This window comes from Longimicrobium sp., assembly GCA_036389135.1.
GTDB lineage: Bacteria > Gemmatimonadota > Gemmatimonadetes > Longimicrobiales > Longimicrobiaceae > Longimicrobium.
The window spans coordinates 1-18,074 of record DASVQP010000022.1; the positions used below are offsets into that span (position 1 = coordinate 1).

The 18,074-nt window shown below is 71.3% G+C and carries 17 protein-coding genes; all 17 read right to left on the reverse strand.

Features of this window, described 5'->3' with window-relative positions; translation table 11 throughout:
* Positions 1-201: 201 nt before the first annotated feature.
* The 17 genes from secG to VF584_04925 all read right to left on the reverse strand — a co-directional run bounded on the left by secG (position 202) and on the right by VF584_04925 (position 17,857).
* The gene (gene secG, locus VF584_04845) at positions 202-669 is read right to left on the reverse strand and encodes a preprotein translocase subunit SecG (protein ID HEX8209498.1); all 468 of its coding nucleotides are present in this window, start codon (positions 667-669) and stop codon (positions 202-204) included.
* Positions 670-751: 82 nt separating this feature from the next.
* Complete coding sequence (tpiA, locus tag VF584_04850) at positions 752-1,516, reverse strand: triose-phosphate isomerase (GenBank protein HEX8209499.1); 765 nt, start codon at positions 1,514-1,516, stop codon at positions 752-754.
* Entirely contained in the window at positions 1,513-2,733 is a 1,221-nt protein-coding gene (locus VF584_04855) for a phosphoglycerate kinase (protein HEX8209500.1), read from the reverse strand. The genes tpiA and VF584_04855 overlap by 4 nt, the downstream gene beginning before the upstream one ends.
* A 126-nt stretch (positions 2,734-2,859) precedes the next feature.
* The gene (gene gap, locus VF584_04860; GenBank protein HEX8209501.1) at positions 2,860-3,867 is read right to left on the reverse strand and encodes a type I glyceraldehyde-3-phosphate dehydrogenase; all 1,008 of its coding nucleotides are present in this window, start codon (positions 3,865-3,867) and stop codon (positions 2,860-2,862) included.
* 32 nt (positions 3,868-3,899) lie between these two features.
* The gene (locus tag VF584_04865) at positions 3,900-4,667 is read right to left on the reverse strand and encodes a ComF family protein (GenBank protein ID HEX8209502.1); all 768 of its coding nucleotides are present in this window, start codon (positions 4,665-4,667) and stop codon (positions 3,900-3,902) included.
* A 263-nt stretch (positions 4,668-4,930) separates the two neighbouring features.
* Complete coding sequence (gene aroE / locus VF584_04870; GenBank protein ID HEX8209503.1) at positions 4,931-5,758, reverse strand: shikimate dehydrogenase; 828 nt, start codon at positions 5,756-5,758, stop codon at positions 4,931-4,933.
* Positions 5,755-6,258, reverse strand: coding sequence for a low molecular weight protein arginine phosphatase (locus tag VF584_04875; GenBank protein HEX8209504.1), 504 nt, complete (start codon positions 6,256-6,258; stop codon positions 5,755-5,757). The genes aroE and VF584_04875 overlap by 4 nt, the downstream gene beginning before the upstream one ends.
* 76 nt (positions 6,259-6,334) lie before the next feature.
* Positions 6,335-7,048 carry a 2-C-methyl-D-erythritol 4-phosphate cytidylyltransferase gene (gene ispD / locus VF584_04880; protein ID HEX8209505.1) on the reverse strand — a complete coding sequence of 238 codons (714 nt, stop codon included), beginning with the start codon at positions 7,046-7,048 and terminating at the stop codon, positions 6,335-6,337.
* A complete protein-coding gene (gene radA, locus VF584_04885; GenBank protein ID HEX8209506.1) occupies positions 7,026-8,399 on the reverse strand; it encodes a DNA repair protein RadA in 1,374 nt (457 codons plus the stop codon). Before radA ends, ispD begins: the two co-directional genes overlap by 23 nt.
* Before the next feature lie 174 nt (positions 8,400-8,573).
* On the reverse strand, positions 8,574-12,743 hold the full coding sequence (gene dnaB / locus VF584_04890; protein ID HEX8209507.1) for a replicative DNA helicase: 4,170 nt from the start codon (positions 12,741-12,743) through the stop codon (positions 8,574-8,576).
* Positions 12,744-12,805: 62 nt separating this feature from the next.
* Positions 12,806-13,672 (reverse strand): uracil-DNA glycosylase, encoded by an 867-nt coding sequence (locus tag VF584_04895; protein ID HEX8209508.1) that lies wholly within the window; start codon positions 13,670-13,672, stop codon positions 12,806-12,808.
* Positions 13,669-14,910, reverse strand: coding sequence for a bifunctional phosphopantothenoylcysteine decarboxylase/phosphopantothenate--cysteine ligase CoaBC (coaBC, locus tag VF584_04900; GenBank protein ID HEX8209509.1), 1,242 nt, complete (start codon positions 14,908-14,910; stop codon positions 13,669-13,671). Before coaBC ends, VF584_04895 begins: the two co-directional genes overlap by 4 nt.
* A gap of 4 nt (positions 14,911-14,914) precedes the next feature.
* On the reverse strand, positions 14,915-15,160 hold the full coding sequence (gene rpoZ, locus VF584_04905) for a DNA-directed RNA polymerase subunit omega (protein ID HEX8209510.1): 246 nt from the start codon (positions 15,158-15,160) through the stop codon (positions 14,915-14,917).
* Positions 15,161-15,221: 61 nt separating this feature from the next.
* Entirely contained in the window at positions 15,222-15,881 is a 660-nt protein-coding gene (gene gmk / locus VF584_04910) for a guanylate kinase (protein ID HEX8209511.1), read from the reverse strand.
* Entirely contained in the window at positions 15,878-16,759 is an 882-nt protein-coding gene (locus VF584_04915; GenBank protein ID HEX8209512.1) for a YicC/YloC family endoribonuclease, read from the reverse strand. The genes gmk and VF584_04915 overlap by 4 nt, the downstream gene beginning before the upstream one ends.
* A 225-nt stretch (positions 16,760-16,984) precedes the next feature.
* Positions 16,985-17,494, reverse strand: a complete 510-nt coding sequence (locus tag VF584_04920; GenBank protein ID HEX8209513.1) for an XRE family transcriptional regulator — start codon at positions 17,492-17,494, stop codon at positions 16,985-16,987.
* 33 nt (positions 17,495-17,527) lie between these two features.
* Positions 17,528-17,857: a hypothetical protein gene (locus VF584_04925; GenBank protein HEX8209514.1), complete on the reverse strand. Its 330-nt coding sequence runs from the start codon at positions 17,855-17,857 to the stop codon at positions 17,528-17,530.
* Between the last annotated feature and the right edge of the window lie 217 nt (positions 17,858-18,074).

Genomic DNA, 18,074 nt, shown 5'->3' on the forward strand with positions numbered 1-18,074 from the left:
TTCGTCGGCTCGACGGGTTCGCTACCCCGCTTCTTTCAGCGCTCCCCTCACGGTCGGCGCCTTGCGGCTCGCTTCGGTCCCTACGACCAAGTTCCGGGAGGACTCTCACCTCCGGACCACTGTTCATGCTGGGCACACACGAAAAGCGGGCCGGCCTCGCTGGGAGGCCGGCCCGCTGGTGCGGTCCGTGGTTTGGACGGCTTACTGCTTGGGCGCGGGGGCCGTGGCGCCCGTGGGCGCCGGAGTGCCCGTCGCCGGGGTGGCCGGGGCGGGGAGGCCGGCGGCCGGGGCCGGGGTGCCGCCCGCGGGGCCCGTGGTGGACGGTGCCTGCGCGCCGGTGGCCGGTGCGGGTGTCGCCGGGCGGGCGCCGGGGAGCGTAGCGGGCGCGGAGGCGGGGGCCGCCGGGGCCGTGCCCTGCAGCTCTCGGCGCAGCACCGAGCCGCCCCGCTCCGGACGCGACGAGAGGATCGCCAGCGCGAACGCGAGCCCCACGAAGAGCCCGCCCGTCCACCACGTCATCTTGGTGAGGAGCGTGGCCGCCTGCCGCCCGCCGAAGAGCGTGTCGGAGCCGCCGGAGCCGCCCCCCATCGAAGCGAGCCCGCCGCCCTTCCCCGACTGGAGCAGCACCGTGGGGATCAGGACGAACGAATCTAGGATCAGAAGGATCAACAGGAACGTGAACACGGAGAGCTCAGGAAGGGGTGACGTGGCTGGCGGTAAACGGTGTAAGTTAGCCACGCAGGCGCGGTTGTCAACCCGCCGCGCAGATCTCCGCAAAGCCGGCGGGGTCCAGCGACGCCCCACCCACCAGCACCCCGTCCACCTCCGGCTGGGCCAGCAGCTCCGCCGCATTCTCAGGCTTCACGCTGCCGCCGTAGAGGATGGGGATCGCGCGCGCACCCTCCGGACCACAGGCCGCGGCGAGGCGCGCCCTCACGGCGCGGTGCATCGAGTCCGCGTCGGCGGGGCTCGCCGTCTCGCCGGTGCCGATGGCCCACACCGGCTCGTACGCCACCACCAGGCGCGCCGTCTCCTGGCGCGTGAGGGTGGCCAGGACGGGCACGAGCTGTCCATCCACCACCGCCTCGGCGCGGCCGGCGCGGCGCTCGTCCAGCGTCTCGCCCACGCACAGCAGGGGCACGAGTCCGCCGTCGAGCACCGCGCGCACCTTGCGCACCGTCTGCGTCACCGTTTCGCCGAAGACGTGGCGGCGCTCGCTGTGGCCGATCAGCACGTACTCCGCGCCGGCCTCGGCGGCCAGCGGCACGGACAGCTCGCCGGTGAAGGCGCCGCCCGCCTCCCAGTACACGTTCTGCACCCCCAGCCGCACGTCCGGCCGCCCCCGCAGCGCCTCGCGCGCGGCGGTGAACGAGATGGCGGGGGGAAAGAAGAGCACCGTGGCGTCCTCGCGCGGGGCGTGCCGCGCGAGGAAGTCGTCGAAGAAGCCGGCCGCCGCCGCGGGGCCCAGGTTCATCTTCCAGTTGCCGGCCAGCACCGGCGTGCGCGGCGCCGTCACCGCGCCCCCCGCGGCGAGAGCGCGGCCACGCCCGGGAGGACGCGCCCCTCCAGGAACTCGAGCGAAGCGCCGCCGCCGGTGGAGACGTGCGAGATGCGCGACTCCAGCCCCATCCCCGACACCGCCGCAGCCGAGTCGCCGCCGCCGACCACGGTGGTGGCGCCGCCGTCGGTGGCGTCGGCCACGGCCAGCGCGACGCCGCGCGTCCCTTCGGCGAAGGCGGGGATCTCGAAGACGCCCATCGGCCCGTTCCACAGCACCGTCTTCGCGGAGCGGACCACGCGGCCGTACGCTTCCACTGTCGCGGGGCCCACGTCGGCCACCATGCGGTCGGTCGGGATCGCCTCGCGCGCGACGGTGGCGGCATCGGCCCCCTCCTCCAGCCGGTCCGTCACCACGCAGTCGGTCGGCAGGAGGAGCTTCCCCCCGGCTTCCGCGATCAGCTCGCGGGCGAGATCCACGCGGTCCTCCTCCACCAGCGAGGTGCCGGTGCCGAGCCCCATCGCGCGGAAGAAGGTGTTCGCCATCGCCCCGCCGATCACCAGGTGGTCCACCTTGGGGAGGAGCGAGCGGATGACGTCGATCTTCCCCGAGATCTTGGCGCCGCCGATGATGGCCACGAAGGGGCGCTCCGGCTGTTCCAGCACGCGGCCCAGGTACTCCAGCTCGCGCGCCATCAGGAGCCCCGCCACCGCCGGCTTGCCGTGCGCCCGCATCACGTCCGCGATCCCCGCGGTGGAGGCGTGCGCGCGGTGGGCGGCTCCGAAGGCGTCGTTGACGTACACGTCGCCCAGCGCCGCCAGCTCCTCGGCCAGCGCGGGGTCGTTCTTCTCCTCGCCGGCGAAGTAGCGGGTGTTCTCCAGCAGGACGGCCTCGCCCGGGAGGAGCATGGAGACGGCGCCGTGCGCCTCGCGCCCCACCGTGTCCGGCACGAACCTCACCGTGCGCCCCTCCAGCAGCTGCGCCAGCCGCTCCCCCGCGGGGCGCAGCGACATCTCCGGCACCGGCTTCCCCTTGGGACGCCCGAAGTGCGCCAGCAGCACCACCTTGGCCCCCTGCTGCAGGAGCGCGTCGAGGGTGGGGAGGGTGGCCCGGATGCGCGAGTCGTCCGTGATCCGCCCCTCGTCGTCGAGCGGCACGTTGTAATCGACGCGAACGACCACGCGGCGCCCCTGGATCTCGTCGGCGCGCAGGTCGGCGATGGTTTTTCTGTTCATGCTTCCTGGCGTTACGCGTATGGTGGAAGAGTCCTAAGTGCTGAGTCCTAAGTCCTGGCAGTTCAGCACTCAGGACTTAGGACTCAGCACTCTCGCACGACGGCTGCCTACACGCGCCGACCCCGGCTACAGCCGTTCCCCCATGAACCGCGCCAGGTCCACGCAGCGGTTCGAGTAGCCCCACTCGTTGTCGTACCAGGCCACCACCTTCACCAGCCCGGCCGTCACGCTGGTGGAGGGCGCATCGACGATGGACGAGTGCGGGTTGCCGATGTAGTCCACCGACACCAGCTCCGACTCCTCGAAGCCCAGGATCCCCTTCATGGCGCCCTGCGACGCGGCGCGAAGCGCATCGTTCACGGCCGCGGCGTCCACCTCCTGCTCCAGCTCGCAGGTAAGGTCCACCAGCGACACGTTGGGCGTGGGGACGCGGATCGCGAAGCCGTCGATCTTCCCCTTCACCTCGGGAATCACCAGCCCGGTCGCCTTGGCGGCGCCGGTGGTGGTGGGGATCATGGAGACGGCCGCGGCGCGGGCCCGGCGCAGGTCCTTGTGCGGCAGGTCCAGGATGTTCTGGTCGTTGGTGTACGAGTGGATCGTCGTCATGACCCCGCGCTTGAAGCCGAACGAGTCGCGCAGCACCTTCACCACCGGCACCAGGCAGTTGGTGGTGCACGAGGCGTTGGAGACGACGTGGTGGTTGGCCGGGTCGTACTTGTCGCCGTTCACCCCCAGCACGATGGTAATGTCCTCGCCCTTGGCCGGGGCGGAGATGATCACCTTCTTGGCGCCGCCCTGGATGTGCTTCGCCGCGTCGTCGCGGTTGGTGAAGCGGCCGGTCGACTCGATCACGATGTCCACACCCAGGTCGCCCCAGGGGAGCGCGGCGGGGTCCTTCTCGGCGAAGACGCGCAGCTCGTCGCCGTCCACCAGGAGCGAGTTCTCGCGGGCTTCCACGGTGCCGGGGTAGCGGCCGTGGACGGAGTCGTACTTCAGTAGGTGCGCGAGCGTGGCGGTGTCCGTCAGGTCGTTGACGGCCACGAAGTCGATGTCGGTGGCGCCGGCCTGCTTGGCGGCACGAAGGACGTTGCGGCCGATGCGGCCGAATCCGTTGATGGCGACGCGAATTGCCATGGCCTCTCTCTCGGGTACGTTGGGGCGGCGCGTCAGCTTCGCTCCAGCTCGGGAACGACGCGGGCGAAGGTGGCCACGCTCACCGCTCGGGTGCCGGCTTCCACGAGCGCCTCCACGCAGCTCAGCGCGGTGGCCCCCGTGGTCCACACGTCGTCCACCAGGATGACGTGCTCGCCGCGCAGCTCCGCCGCCCGGCTGGCCGGCACGGCGAAAGCGCGCGCTACGTTAGCCCGCCGCTCCCCCGGATGCAAGGCCGTTTGGGTGGCCGTGGCCCGCACCCGCAAGAGCAAGTCCTCGCGTGTCACTCGACCGGTGCGAGCCGCGAATCCGCGCGCCAGGAGCGCCGCCTGGTTGTACCCGCGCTCCCGCGTACGCGCCGCGCTGGTGGGCACCGGCACCACGATCCGCGCCTCGTCCATCGTCTCGCGCGGCCACTCCATCGCCGCCATCTTCGCCGCCATCGGCTCCGCCGCCGCGGACCAGCCGCCGTATTTGAGAGCGTGCACGAGCGTCCGCGGCACCTCGCCCATCGCAAAGGGCGAGCGGATGGCGCGCACCCCCGCTGGCCACGCGTCGCAGGTTCGGCACACCGGCGAGGGCTCACGGTGCGGGTCCACGGGGCTCCAGCACCGGGCGCAGCGCGGCACGGGAAGCGGCCTGCACTTCATCCAGCAGAGCCGGCACACGATCCGCTGCGAGTCCGCCGTCGGCACCGCCTCGCGGCACCCCACGCACACCGGCGCGAACACGAGGTCGAGCGCTCCGGCCCACGCGTCGCGGATCAGGGTTGGGAATGGCATCGTTGTGGGGCCCTCACCCCCGCTCGTTCCTCGCCGCCATGGGCGCGATTTATCGCGCCCATGCCCGACGCCGCTCCGCCGCCCGCCTGGTCGCACAAATCCGGTAGGGGCAGACCCGCGTGTCTGCCCTCCCCTGCCCCGCGTCGACCGCCGCCTCACGCACCAACCTCGTAGGGGCCGCCCCACCGGCTGCCCGTGTCCTGCCCCCCTCTGCCCTCGCCGTTTGACGCCGGACCCAACCGCGGCTCCGACACGCAGAACCGTCAGCCCGCACCCAGCGCCGCGCGCATCGCATCGACCGGCGGCTCGGCGCGCCACCAGCGGCGGAAGGCGGCGGCGCCCTGCTGCAGCAGCATCTCCTTGCCGTCCGCGGCGGGGATGCCGTGGGCGCGCACGTGGTGCACCCAGGACGTGCCGCTGGGCGAATACACGACGTCCAGCGCGGCGGCGAAATGCGCACCGCCGGTGGGCGGGAGGGGGTCGGCGGGGCGCAGGCCCAGCGACGTGGAGTTGATCGCGAGATCGAAAGTCCGATCCGACAGGTCGGCGTCCAGCGAAAGAACCTCGATCCGCAGCGACTCCGATGCGAAGCGCGCGGCGAGCTCGTGCGCGCGATCAGGGCCGCGGTTCAGGAGCGTAACGTGCCGCGCGGACCCCTCGAGCGCGCAGAGCACCGCCCGCGCCGCTCCCCCAGCGCCGACCACGAGGACGGATTCGGGCGCGTTCTCCCCCGCGACGGCGGAGATGGCGGCGCGGGCGCCGGCCACGTCCGTGTTGTCGCCCCACACCTCGCCGTCTTCCAGCCAGAAGGCGTTGCACGCGCCCGTGCGCTCCACCGTCGCGGTGCGGCGGTCAACGGCGGCGGCGGCAATCGCTTTGTGCGGCACGGTGACGTTGCCGCCGCCGCCCGCGCGCGCGATCCCACGGATCAGCCCCTCGACCTCGGAAGGCGAGCAGCGAAGGGCGACGTACACGCCGTCCAGCCCGGCGGCGCGCAGGGCAGCGTTCTGGAAGGCGGGGGAGAGCGAGTGTGATACGGGGTCGCCGAGCAGCGCAAAGAGCCGCGTGGACGCGCTGGGGACGAAGCTCACGGGTGGAGGATCGGCGCCAGCCGGTCGAGCGCCCCGCCGATCAGCCGCCGCAGTTCCGCGTAGGTGTTCTCATACGCCTGCACGGGTCCGCCGAACGGATCGCGTACGCCGCGCGCATGAGGATCGTCGCCCGCGGCGAAGGAGGAGAGGAGCGCCGCCTTCTCGCCAGCGCCGAAGCGGCGCACCGCGTCCAGGTGCCCCGGGCTCATCGCCAGCACCAGGTCCGCGCGCTCCAGCAGGCCGGGCGTCAGCGAGCGGGTGCGGTGCGCGTCCAGGTCCACCCCGTGCCTCTGCGCCACCGCGACTGCGTTCCCGGCCGCGCTGTCCCCGTCCCGCGCCGAAATCCCCGCCGAGGCGACGCGCACGTGGCGCCACCCGCGCTCCTCCAGCTCGCGCCGAGCGATCCCCTCCGCCATCGCCGAGCGGCAGGTGTTGCCGGTGCAGACGAAGAGGATGTTGAACGTGGCGGTGGTCGGCGCATCGCCGGCCGGATCGGTCATGGTGCGACGGGGTTGAGGCGCGCGGCTCACCCGCGGATTTGCGGCACGGCCGGGGGCGTGTCAGCGACGTCTTTCATCATTCACCCGCTTCCGCGTCCGGAGCAAGGGCAAGCGCCTCCGCCACCAGCAGATCGGTCGGCCGGGTGACCTTGATGTTGCGCTCCGAGCCCGACACCACGCGCACGGGCGCCTCGTACCGCTCGAAGATCGCCGCGTCGTCGGTGGCGGCGACGCCCTCGGCGCGGGCGCGCTCGTAGGCGCGGATCAGGGCGGCGCGCGGGAAGCCTTGCGGCGTCTGCGCCCGCCAGAGGCGCTCGCGGTCGGGCGTGCCGCGGATGATGCCGTCCGGTCCGACTTCCTTTACCGTGTCCGTCACCTGGACCGCCGCGATCGCGCCGCCTTCAGAGCAGGCGTCGAGCACGCGATCGATGACTGCGGCGGAGACGAACGGGCGCGCGCCGTCGTGCACCAGCACCGTGGGCGCATCCTCTGGCGTGGCGAGTAGCCCATTCCACACCGAATCGCCGCGCTCCGCGCCCCCCGCCACGACCATCACCGGCAGCGCGGCGACCCAGCTCGGCGGCGCGTCGACGTCCTCCGGCGGCAGCACGACCACGACGCGGCCGATGCCGGGGTGGTCCACGAACGGCGTCAAGGCGCGCAGGAGGACGGGAGCGCCGCCGACCTCCAGGTACTGCTTGCGGACGGCGCCGCCCATCCGTCGCCCCGAGCCCCCCGCCACGATCACGGCGGCGGCGAGGGGCGCGTCAGCCGAAGATGCGCTCGACAAGGGCTTTCACGTCCTCGGTTTCCACGATGCGGATGCCGGCGGGCGGCTTCTGCGGACGCGCGCGCGGTGAGAGATACGCGGTCCTGAACCCCATACGCGCCGCCTCGGCTAGACGCCGCTCCATCTGGCCCACCGGGCGAAGCTCGCCCCCCAGCCCCAGCTCTCCGATGAACACCGCGTCCACCGGCACCGGCCGGTCGAAGACGCTGGACGCGAGCGCAACCGCCACCGCAACGTCCCCCGCCGTCTCCGCCAGCCGCAGCCCGCCGACGACGTTGAGGAAGACGTCGAGCTGCCCGAACGGGATCCCCGCGCGCTTCTCCATCACGGCCAGCAGGAGCGCCAGCCGCTTGTGGTCCAGCCCGGTGCTGACGCGCTGCGGCGCCCCGTACGAGGCCTTTGCGGCCAGCGCCTGCACCTCCACCAGTAGCGGGCGCGTCCCCTCCATGGTGGCCACGACGGCGGAGCCGGAGGTGCCCTGCGTCCGCTCGCCGAGGAACAGCTCGGACGGGTTGCCGACGGGGACGAGCCCCTCGGCCGTCATCCGGAAGACGCCGATCTCGTCCACCCCGCCGAAGCGGTTCTTGGTGGCGCGCAGCACGCGGTTGTCCAGCCCGCCCGCGCTCTCGAAGTAGAGCACCGTGTCCACGATGTGCTCCAGCGTCTTGGGCCCCGCGATCCCGCCGCCCTTGGTTACGTGGCCCACCAGGAACACCGCCGTCCCGGTCTGCTTTGCGTAGCGCTGGAGCCGCGCGGCGCACTCACGCACCTGCCCCACGTTCCCCGGCGCACCCTCCAGCTCCGGCGTGTAGACGGTCTGGATCGAGTCCACCAGGAGCACGTCGGGCGCGGCTTCGGCGGCCCGCAGTAGGATGGTGTCCAGCTCCGTTTCGGCCAGCAGCGTGACGGAACCGGCGGGCGTGTCCATGCGGTCCGCGCGCAGCTTCACCTGGTGCGCGGACTCCTCGCCGGAGACGTACAGCGTCTTGTGCTGCGAGCCCTCCAGCCGGGCCGCGACCTGCAGGAGGATGGTCGACTTGCCGATCCCCGGCTCGCCGCCGATGAGGATCACCGAGCCGGGGACGATCCCGCCGCCCAGCACGAAGTCGAACTCCGCGAGCCCGGTGGTCCAGCGGCGCCGCTCCGTCCCTTCCACGTCGCGCAGGCGCACGGGTGCGGCCCCGCTCGCGGCGCGCGCCTCGCCGGCGGTCGCGGTCCCGCGCGCGCGCCGGGGCGCGGACGGCTCCTCCACCAGGGTGTTCCACTCGCGGCAGCCGGGGCACTGCCCCTGCCACCTGGCCGTCTCCGTGCCGCAGTCGCGGCAGAAAAACGCGGTCTTCGTCTTCGCCATCGCTCCCGTGTCTCCGCTGGGGCCTCGTCTGAATGATACCCCGCTCGCCCCCGCGGGTGCGGGCTTTCCGGCCCGCCGCCACACCTCCGCCACCGGCCGAACAGTGGCGTTCCCTTACAGCATCCTAACGGCTGGTCTCACGGAGAGGCGCGGAGACGCGGAGAGGGCTTCGGATCACTCGCCTGGGGAGAAGCTGCTCCCGCCATCGCGCGGGCTGAAGCTCTCGAAGCGCGTGAACTCCTTGCGGAACATCAGGTTGATCTTCCCCGTCGCGCCGTTACGCTGCTTGCCGATGATCAGCTCGGCGAGTCCTTCCAGCGAGTTGCCTTCCTTGTCCGTTGGGCCGAAGTAGTACTCGGGGCGGTACAGGAACATGATGACGTCCGCATCCTGCTCGATTGCTCCCGAGTTGTGGCTGACGATCCCATCCGCGAGCCAGCAGGCGGGGCCGGGCACGGTGAGGTCGAATACCTCTTCCTCTCCGTCGGGAACGACTTCGACCACACGGTCCCAGAAGAGGTCGTTCGCGGCCTGGGTGCGCAACGCATCGTCGTCCAGCAGCTCGGCGTACTCCGCAACCACAGCGCGCGAGGGTGCGAAGTCGAAGTGCGCCGTGCCGCCGTAGCTCGTGCCGCGCGCGGCGGCCATGGCGCGCTGCGAGATCCCCTGCTCCGCCATCGCGGCCTTCACGCGCCCGAACACCTCGTGCGGAAGCGTATCGACGTTGGTATTCGGTTCCACGTTCGCAAGATGCTCGGCCAGGCGCGCCGCCGGCTCCGCGCGCGGGCCGAAGCCACCGACCAGATCAAGGAAGCGGCGCTGGTCGGTCGCGCCAGAAACCGCGACGGTGTAGACGGGACGTGCGGTGGCGTGCGGCACCTCGCGAATGCGCGCGATGATCCCCAGGCGAAGAAGGAGCGCCGCCACGTCACCCGCGAGGCCTGGGCTGCACGTGGAGAAGTACACGGACGAAGAGCCGCGCATCTCCGCCGGGCGCGCGTAGATGGAGCCGTCCGTCGCCCAAAGGTGCCGCAGGAGGACGGCGATCTGCTCGTCACGCAACCGGAACACGCCAGCCGGGAGCCGCTTCTGGTGCGAGCGCTGGCCAAAGATCCCCAGCTCGCGAAGCCACAGGTTGACCCCCGCCGGATGCCAGCGGTTACCGTTCCCGCTGATGACGAGCTGGTGCCAGTTGCCGCGTCCCGCGTGGCGGTTGACCACGACGCCGAACTCCGATTCCGCGGACTCCGTGACGAGCCGGCTGTTCTCTTCAGACGCCGTGGTGTAGCGGAGCGGCTGCCCGGAAAGGTAGCTGCCGTCGCCCACCAGGTGTCCCAGGAGCGCCAGCCGCGCCTCGCTCCACGTCTCCGGCTCGAGCGGCTCGGGAAGCCGCCGCGCCAGCGCGACGCGATCTCCCGGCGCGAGCTCGCCCGCGTGCACCCACCCCGCGCCGCCGAGCACGCGGTGCTGCGCCGTGCAGCGCGACGTGCGGCCGCTCGCCAGCCGCACCCGCAGCACCGGCTTTCGTCCGACGGACCAGACGAGGTCCGACTGCGCATGCACCAGCTCGCCCTTCTCCGACACCGCGACCACGCGCGGCGTGGTGCCGACCAGCTCGCGAATGGGGACGCGGCTGCCGTCGCTCAGCACCACCAACGTGTCACCCGGCACGCACTCGCGGAGGTCTGACATCATCGGGCGCTTGTCCGGACGGGACTCCACGGCGCGGCTGAGCTGCGAGAGCGCCACCACGGGCACGTTCAGCTCCTTGGCGAGCGCCTTGAGGCCGCGGGAGATCTCGGAGACTTCCTGCTGGCGGTTCTCCGTCTTCCCCTTGCCAACCATGAGCTGGAGGTAGTCGACGATGATCATCGCCAGGTCCGGGCGGTCGGACTTGAGGCGGCGGGCCTTGGCGCGCATCTCCAGCACCGAGATGCCGGCGGTGTCGTCGATGTAGATCGGCGCGGTGTTCAGGTAGCCGGCGGCGGTGGCGAGGCGGGCGTACTCATCGTCCATCAGCCGCCCGCGTCGCAGCCGGCTGGCGTCCACGCGCGCTTCGGCGCACAGCACACGCTGCACGAGCGACTCCTTGCTCATTTCCAGCGAGAAAAAGGCGACGGGCGCCTTCGCGGAAATGGCCGCGTGCTGGGCGATGTTGAGCGTGAACGCCGTGTTGTGCACGCAAACGTCGTTGGCAACGAAGTTGTGCGTGTCCGGGATGGTGAGGTCGTAGACCTGGCGCATCCCGAGCGGCTCGATGGAGACAACCTCGTCCCAGTACACATCGCTGTCCGCAAGTGCGCGCAGCTCAGCATTGTCGAGCGCGTCCGCGAACGCGCGCAGCCGCCGGCGCGAGAGCGAGCGCCTGCCTGCGTGCACGTTGGTCCACCCCTCGATCCCGGCGCGGCGCGCAAGCGAAGCCCACGACTCCTCGCCCCCGGCCGCTTCGATGCGCGCCCATACGCCCCGAGGGATCAGGTCCCGGTTCGTCTGGTAGCGCTTCGCACCCACCGCCGCCACTGCGCGGCCGAGTGCTTCTTCCTTGCCGAAGATGCCGATCTCGCGCGCAAAGGTGCGGATCGACTCCGCGTCGGTGACGTCGAGCTGCCACGCGGTGCGGCGGCCGTCGCGGTACTTCACCTCGCGGCGCCGCAGCTGCGCGATCACGCCGAAGCGCAGGAGCAGGTGCTGCAGCTGGCGCGCAAGGCGCTCACTCACCGTTGCGTAGCCGAGCTGCGCCTGCCCGGAGGCGAGCACCGTCGCCCAGCCGTCCGTCGCGAACAGGCGGTTGAGAAAGAGCGCCACCTGTGGGCGGACGAGCGTGAACACCGGCGCGGGCACAAATTTCCCGGCCGCGTTCTTCCCCATCAGGCCGAGATCTTCCAGCCACGTCGTGAGCGCGTTACGCTCGGCGCGAATCAGCGCATCCACACCGTCAGGCGCGAGGTCGGCGGGCGCCATCCCGAGCGCATCCGCAACCGGCTCGAGGAGCGCCGTGGATGGTGCGGATGTGCCGTGCGCCCACGTGCTTACTGCGGACGCTGTCACGACAGTGGCGGCCGCGACACGGCACCCCGCGCCTCGCTCCGCGGCCACGCGTGCGCCGAAACGCGCCGCGAACCCGTTGCGCTGGGCGCGCGCGTAGGCGGGATCGCGGCGCACGCGCAGGGTCGTCGTCCGCGTCTCCCGCGCATCTTCCGTCGCCACCACGCCGCCGAACTCGGCGACAGCGGTGGTGAATTCTTCGCGAAGGCGCGCGTCGGCGTTGGTGAAGCGCGGATTGGCGCCGGTAAGATTGCCGTCGCCGATCAGGTAGGCGAGGAGCTCGACCTCGCAGTCGCGCATCTCGTCGCCGCCGAACACCTCCAGCCGGCGCGGCACCGCGACGTGGTCACCGACGGCCACCTCGGAGAGCGGCTTCCACCCGTCGATGGTCAGGAAGGGGTGCGTGAGCGTCGTCTCTACGGTGCGGCCGAGGCGCGTGGTGACGCGGAAAACGGGCTTTTCGCCGTCGTCCACGAACGCGCTCGGCTCCGTGATGGCGAACTTCCAGCGCTCGTCCAGGGTCAGCAGCCGCGCGGAGCGTGCGCGGTAGATCTCCTCGATGGTCGTGACGCTCCCGTCTTCCAGGAGGATCTCCGCGTCGTGGGCCAGGCACTTCCCCATCGACGGACGCGCCGCCACGATGATCAGGTCGCCGGGCTGGAAGCCGGCGGTGATCTCGTCGAGGTCGCCGAAGCCGGTGGCGACGCCGGTGACGGAGGAGGAGTTGTTCTGAAGCTGCTCGATCTTTTCAAAGGTCGGCCAGAGGATCTCCTTGATCCAGACGAAGCCCTTGCGGTCGTGCGTCTGCGCGATCTGGAAGATCCGCTGCTCGGCGTCGTCCAGCAGGTCCTCGACGTCGGACTGGCCGGCGTAGGTGTCCTGGATGATCCCCGTGGCCGCCTCGATCAGCCGCCGCAGGAGCGCCTTTTCGCGGACGATCTTGGCGTGGTACTCGATGTTGGCCGCGGTGGGGACCGCATCCACCAGCGTCGAGAGGAACGACAGCCCGCCGGCTGAGTCCAGGTCGCCGGCGGTGCGGAGCTCTTCGGGGAGCGTGACGAAGTCGATGACGTCGCCGCGCTCGAAGATGCGCACCATCGCGCGGAAGATGCGGCGGTTCCCCTCGCGGTGGAACATGGTGTCGTCGACGACCTCGATGGCTTTCGAGAGGGCGTCGGCATCCATCATCATCCCCCCGAGCACGGCCAGCTCGGCCTCGGGGGAGTACGGGGGGGTCCGCTCGGAGAAGATCTCGGGCGGCGGCGCGGTGAAGCGCGCGACGGGCGAAGGGATCGACATGCGTCCTGCTTGCTGCGGGTAATGCTATGGAAATCCGCCCGTGTGGCGGCTCGAATGCTGGCTCAGGCGTCCAGAACGGAGCGGACGCGCTGGAGGTCGTCCCACACCGCGCGGACCCACCCCGGATTGCGGAGAAGCGCGGCGGGATGGTAGGTGGGCACCAGGGGAATCCCCTCGTGCTCCGGCGTGGGCCGGTACCGGTGATCGCGCCCGCGCAGCTTGCCGATGGTGATGTCGGTACCCAGCAGCGTCTGCGAAGCGAACGCTCCGAAGGCGACTATCACGCGCGGCTTCACCAGCTCCACCTGGCGCAGAAGGTACGGGCTGCACGCCTCCACCTCGTCCGGCCGCGGATTGCGGTTCCCTGGCGGGCGGCACTTGAGCACGTTGCAGACGTACATGCGCTCGCGCTCGAACCCGGCCGTGGCCAGCAGGAGGTCCAGCAGCTTCCCCGCATTGCCCACGAAGGGACGTCCGGTGCGGTCCTCCTCCTCGCCAGGCGCTTCGCCTACCACAAGGATGTCGGCATCCTGTGCCCCCTCGCCGAAGACGACGTGGTGGCGCGTCTCGGCCAGGCGGCAGCGCGGGCAGCCCAGCGACACGTCGCGCACCGCGTCCAGCGTGGGAAGCATGCGGATGGCGTCCGCGGCGATCCCGCGCGCCGGCGAGTCGGGCGACTGCGGCATCGGCGTGCTTCCCGGCACGGGGGCGCCGGCGCGGCGGTGCAGCGGACGCTCGGGCGCTTCGCCCGGATGCGGCCCGGGAGGCGGCGGGGCCGTGCGGGCGGCGGGCGCGGAGGAGCGCTCCGCATACGCCAGCGCGGCGCGAACGTCGTCCGACGTGTGGCCGTCCAGCACCAGCTCCGCGTCGCCAAGATCCCGGCGCTGCGTGAGGTAGCGCCGGAGGAGATCCTTTGCGTCGGCGCTCACGCGGACACCGCGGCGCGCGCGAGGAGGCCCTCCACCCGGTCGAGGATATGGTCGGCGACCTCGGACTTGTGCATCAGCGGGAGCGCCTCGTCCGGCGCGTCGGGGCTGAGGAGGACGACGCGGTTGGTATCGACCTCGAAGCCGGCGCCGGGCTCGGTGGCATCGTTCACCACCAGCAGGTCGAGCGCCTTCCCCAGCAGCTTGCGGCGCCCGTTCTCCACCGCGTCCGCCGTCTCCAGCGCGAAGCCGACGACGACGCTCCCGGCGCGGCGCGCGTAGCGGGTGGCGCGCAGCACGTCCGCGGTCGCTTCCAGGCGCAGCTCGGGGACTCCGGACGCCTCCTTTTTCAGCTTGTGCGCGGCGGGCTCGGCGGGGCGGAAGTCCGCGACGGCCGCCGCCATCACCAGCGCGTCGGCGCCGGGGAGGGCGGCCTCGACGGCGGCGCGCATCTCCTCGGCGGTCTCGATGCGGCGCAGCTCCACGCCGGTTGGGACCGGGAGCGGCGAGGGACCGGAGACGAGGAGGACGTCGGCGCCGCGGCGCCAGGCGGCGGCGGCGAGCTCGTACCCCATCCGCCCCGAGGAGCGGTTGCCGATGTAGCGTACGGGGTCGATCGGCTCGCGCGTGCCGCCGGCCGTCACCACCACGCGCCGCCCGGCGAGCGAGCTTGAGCCCTCCAGCGTGCGGCCTGCGTGCGCGACGATGTCGTCGGGCTCGATCATGCGGCCCGGACCCTCGCCCTCGCCCCACGCCAGCGGGCCCACGGCGGGGCCGGCCAGCCGGTAGCCGAACTCCGCCAGGCGGCGCAGGTTCCTCTGCGTGGCGGGGTGGGCGTACATCCGGTCGTTCATCGCCGGGCAGAGAACGACCGGCGCCTCCGTCGCGAGCAGGACGGCGGCGAGCAGGTCGTCGGCCATGCCACACGCGGCGCGCGCCAGGAAGTTGGCCGTGGCCGGGGCGACCACCACGGCGTGGGCGTCGCGGGCCAGGCGGATGTGGAGGTTGGGATCGCCCTGCGGGTAGAGCGAGGTGTGGACGGGGCGCCCGGTGAGCGCCTCGAACGAGAGGGGGCGCACGAACTCCAGCGCGCCCCCGGTCAGGACCACGTCCACCGCGGCGCCCCCCAGCGTCAGCTCGCGCGCCACGGCGATGGCCTTGTACGCCGCGATCCCCCCGGTGACCCCCAGGACGACGCGGCGCCCGCGGAACGGGCGCCGCGGTGCGCGCGGCGCGGCCACGTGATTACTGGCCCGAGGGGCGCAGGCGCTTCGACAGGTAGAACTCGGCCCGGCCGTCCGCCACCTCTTCCAGCGCGGTGGTGGTGAGCTTTTCGCGCGGCTCGTCGCCGCCGCCGCTCACGGTGGGGTCTTCCATCATCTCGCCGCGGCGCAGCTCGTTGAGGTTGCGCGCCATCTTGGCGGCGACCAGAACGCCGAGGTACTTGCTGCCGGTGTGGCGGGCGGCCTGGCCCGGAGTGACGACTCGCATTGCTCTCTCCCTTGCATCTGAACGGCGCTGGGGACCTGCCCCGGCGTCCGGTGTGACTCTGCTACCCCCGAGCGGCGCCCAGGTACCCTTCGATGTCGCCACACATCCGCGCGATCTCCGCCTGGAGGGCCGGGATGCGGCTCACCCGCCGCGTTTCCGCGAGCAGGATGCGCTCCACTTCGTCGACCGCGTGGCCCAGATCGTCGTTGACCACCGCGAAGTCGAAGTGCGCGGCCTCGCGGATCTCGTCGCGCGCGTTGGCGAGCCGGCGGAGGCGCACCTCCGCGTCCTCGCTTCCCCGCCCCGCCAGCCGCTCCACGAGTGCCTGCCCCGAGGGCGGCAGCACGAAGACGAACACCGCCTCCGGGAGCTTGCGGCGGATCTGCCGCGCGCCCTGGACATCGATGTCCAGGAGGAGGTACTCGCGCCTCGCGACCGCATCGGCCACGTTGCGCAGCGGGGTGCCGTACAGGTTGCCGTGCACCTCGGCCCACTCGATCAGCTCGCCCGCCTCGATCATCCGGCGGAACTCGGCGTGGTCCACGAAGTGGTAGTCCACGCCGTCGCGCTCGCCGGGCCGCGGGGGGCGCGTGGTGGCCGAGACCGAGAACACCACGTCTTTTCGACGTTCGCGGAGCGCCCGCGCGATGGTCGTCTTGCCGGCGCCGGAGGGGGCGGCCAGGACCAGCGGAAAGGTGCGTCCCGCCAGCCCATCCGTCACTCGACGTTCTCCACCTGTTCGCGCAGCCGCTCGATCTCTTCCTTGATGGCGACCACGCGGTGCGAGATCGCCGCGTCGTTGGCCTTGGAGCCGATCGTGTTCGCCTCGCGGTTCATCTCCTGGACGAGGAAGGAGAGACGCTTCCCCACCGCCTCCGCGGCCTCGGCCGCCAGCAGCTCGCGAAAGAGCTCGTTGTGCGAGCGGAAGCGCACCAGCTCCTCGTTGACGTCCCAGCGCTCGGCCAGGTACGCCACCTCCTGCGCCAGCCGGTCCGGATCCACCGCGACCCCGCCGGCCAGCTCCGCGATGGCGGCGCGCAGTCGATCCCGTTCCGCCACCAGCCGCGCAGGCGCCCGCTCCTCCACCACCCGCAACGCCGCGTCGATGGCGCGGAGCCGTCCTTCCAGGTCGTCGTGCAGGCGGCGCCCCTCGTCCTCGCGCATCCCCAGGTTCTGGCGCGCGGCGTCGTCCAGCGCGGCGCGCAGATCCTCGGGCGTGACCTCCACCTGCTCCGCCTCGCCCTCGTCGCGGACGATGACGTCGTTGAAGCGGGTGATCAGCGCCAGGTCCGGCTCGCCCGCCACGCCCAGCCGGGTGCCCATGTCGCGGAAGAGGGCCAGGTACGCCTGCACCCGCTCCTCGTCGATGCGCAGGCCGCGTGCGGCGGCGCTCCCGGCGGGGGGCTCCAGGCGGACGGAGCAGTTGACGTGGCCACGCGCGAAGTGGGCGCGCAGCCACTCGCGAAGCTCCCCTTCCCACCGCGCGAGGGCGTTCGGAAGGCGGAAGTTCACGTTGAGATGACGGTGGTTTACCGTCCGCACCTCCACCCGAAGGGTACCCGCCGCGGTCTCCCGCTCGGCCTCCCCGTACCCCGTCATGCTTCGAATCATAGACGGCGGAAGTTACCCGGAATGCGGTGCGGGAGCAACCCCGAAGAGCGGATCTGCATGTCTCACGCGGAGGCGCGGAGACGCGGAGGGAACAACGGCAAAAGCATCACACAGAGGCCACAGAGGGGACCGCAAGCCACAGAGGACAACCTTTTTAGCTGTTCTCTCTGTGGCTCTGTGGCTTTGTGTGAGCCCGCTGTTGGTCTGCGGAGTTTATGCGCCGTCTTCGAATTTGATACGCACGACGTCGCCCTCGGGAAATGAGGCCCGCACCTCCAGCTCCCCGCCCATCGCGGTGATCGCGCTGCGCAGGGAGCCGATCAGCATGTCGCTCCGCCGCTCCATCCGGGACAGCGCTCCCTGGCTTACCTGAAGCCGGCCGGCGAGTTCGACCTGTGAGAGCTCGCGCATCTCGCGCAGCTTGGGCAGCGTAAGCTCCCTTGGAGGAATCGTCCTCAGCCGCCCGCGAAGCAACTCCCTCAAGCGATCGAAAGCCGCGGACTCGCTCGTGTAGATCTCGTCAGCCCCGGAGTCGAAATCGTCATCAGAGGGGGTGGAGATGCCGAAGCCCACCTCTGGCCGCCATTTGATGGCGACGTGATGTCCTTGTAGCTCCACGTCGAGCCACCAGCTGCCGGATGGGGTCTCGGCGGGGTCCATCGCTAGAGAGGCGGTCGGGAACCGTTCCTGGAGTCGGTTCCTGAGCCGTTCAATCTCGTTCATCGCAACCTCCTCCGGAGAAAGCCAACAGCGGTTTCAGACGGCGTCGCCCCGATCGAGCTGCCAGACACTTCTGCCATCCGCGCCCCGCTTCTGGAAGTGCATGCGACCGTCCAACCCCTGCACCTCGATCGATCCGTTCATACCGACGAATGTGTTGTGCTTTCGGCTGCGGTACCGTACCACCAGCGGATAGCCGGGCACCGGGCGCGCGCTGTCGGGTTGCGGCGGGTAGAGGCGGCCGTCTACCAACCAGTTCTCCGGATCGTACGGGATGGAGGTGAGTTCATCCTCCACCTGGTCGAGGATGGTGGCGAACTGGGCCAGAACCTCCTCCGCGCTGGCCGCATCAGGTACTTCGGCCATCCTGCGGTAGACCTCCGCCAAACGGCTACTCTTCGGAAGTTGCACGCTCTCGCACTCCCGTTATTACTGTGGGGTAATATGCATCACAGTACATGCCTCCGTCAATCACGAGGGGACGCAATGAGGGACCGCACTTAGAAGCGCGGCCCCAACACGTCATCTGACGAACACTATTGTGAAGCGAATGGCTCAAGCGGAGAGAGGCGGAGCCGCGGAG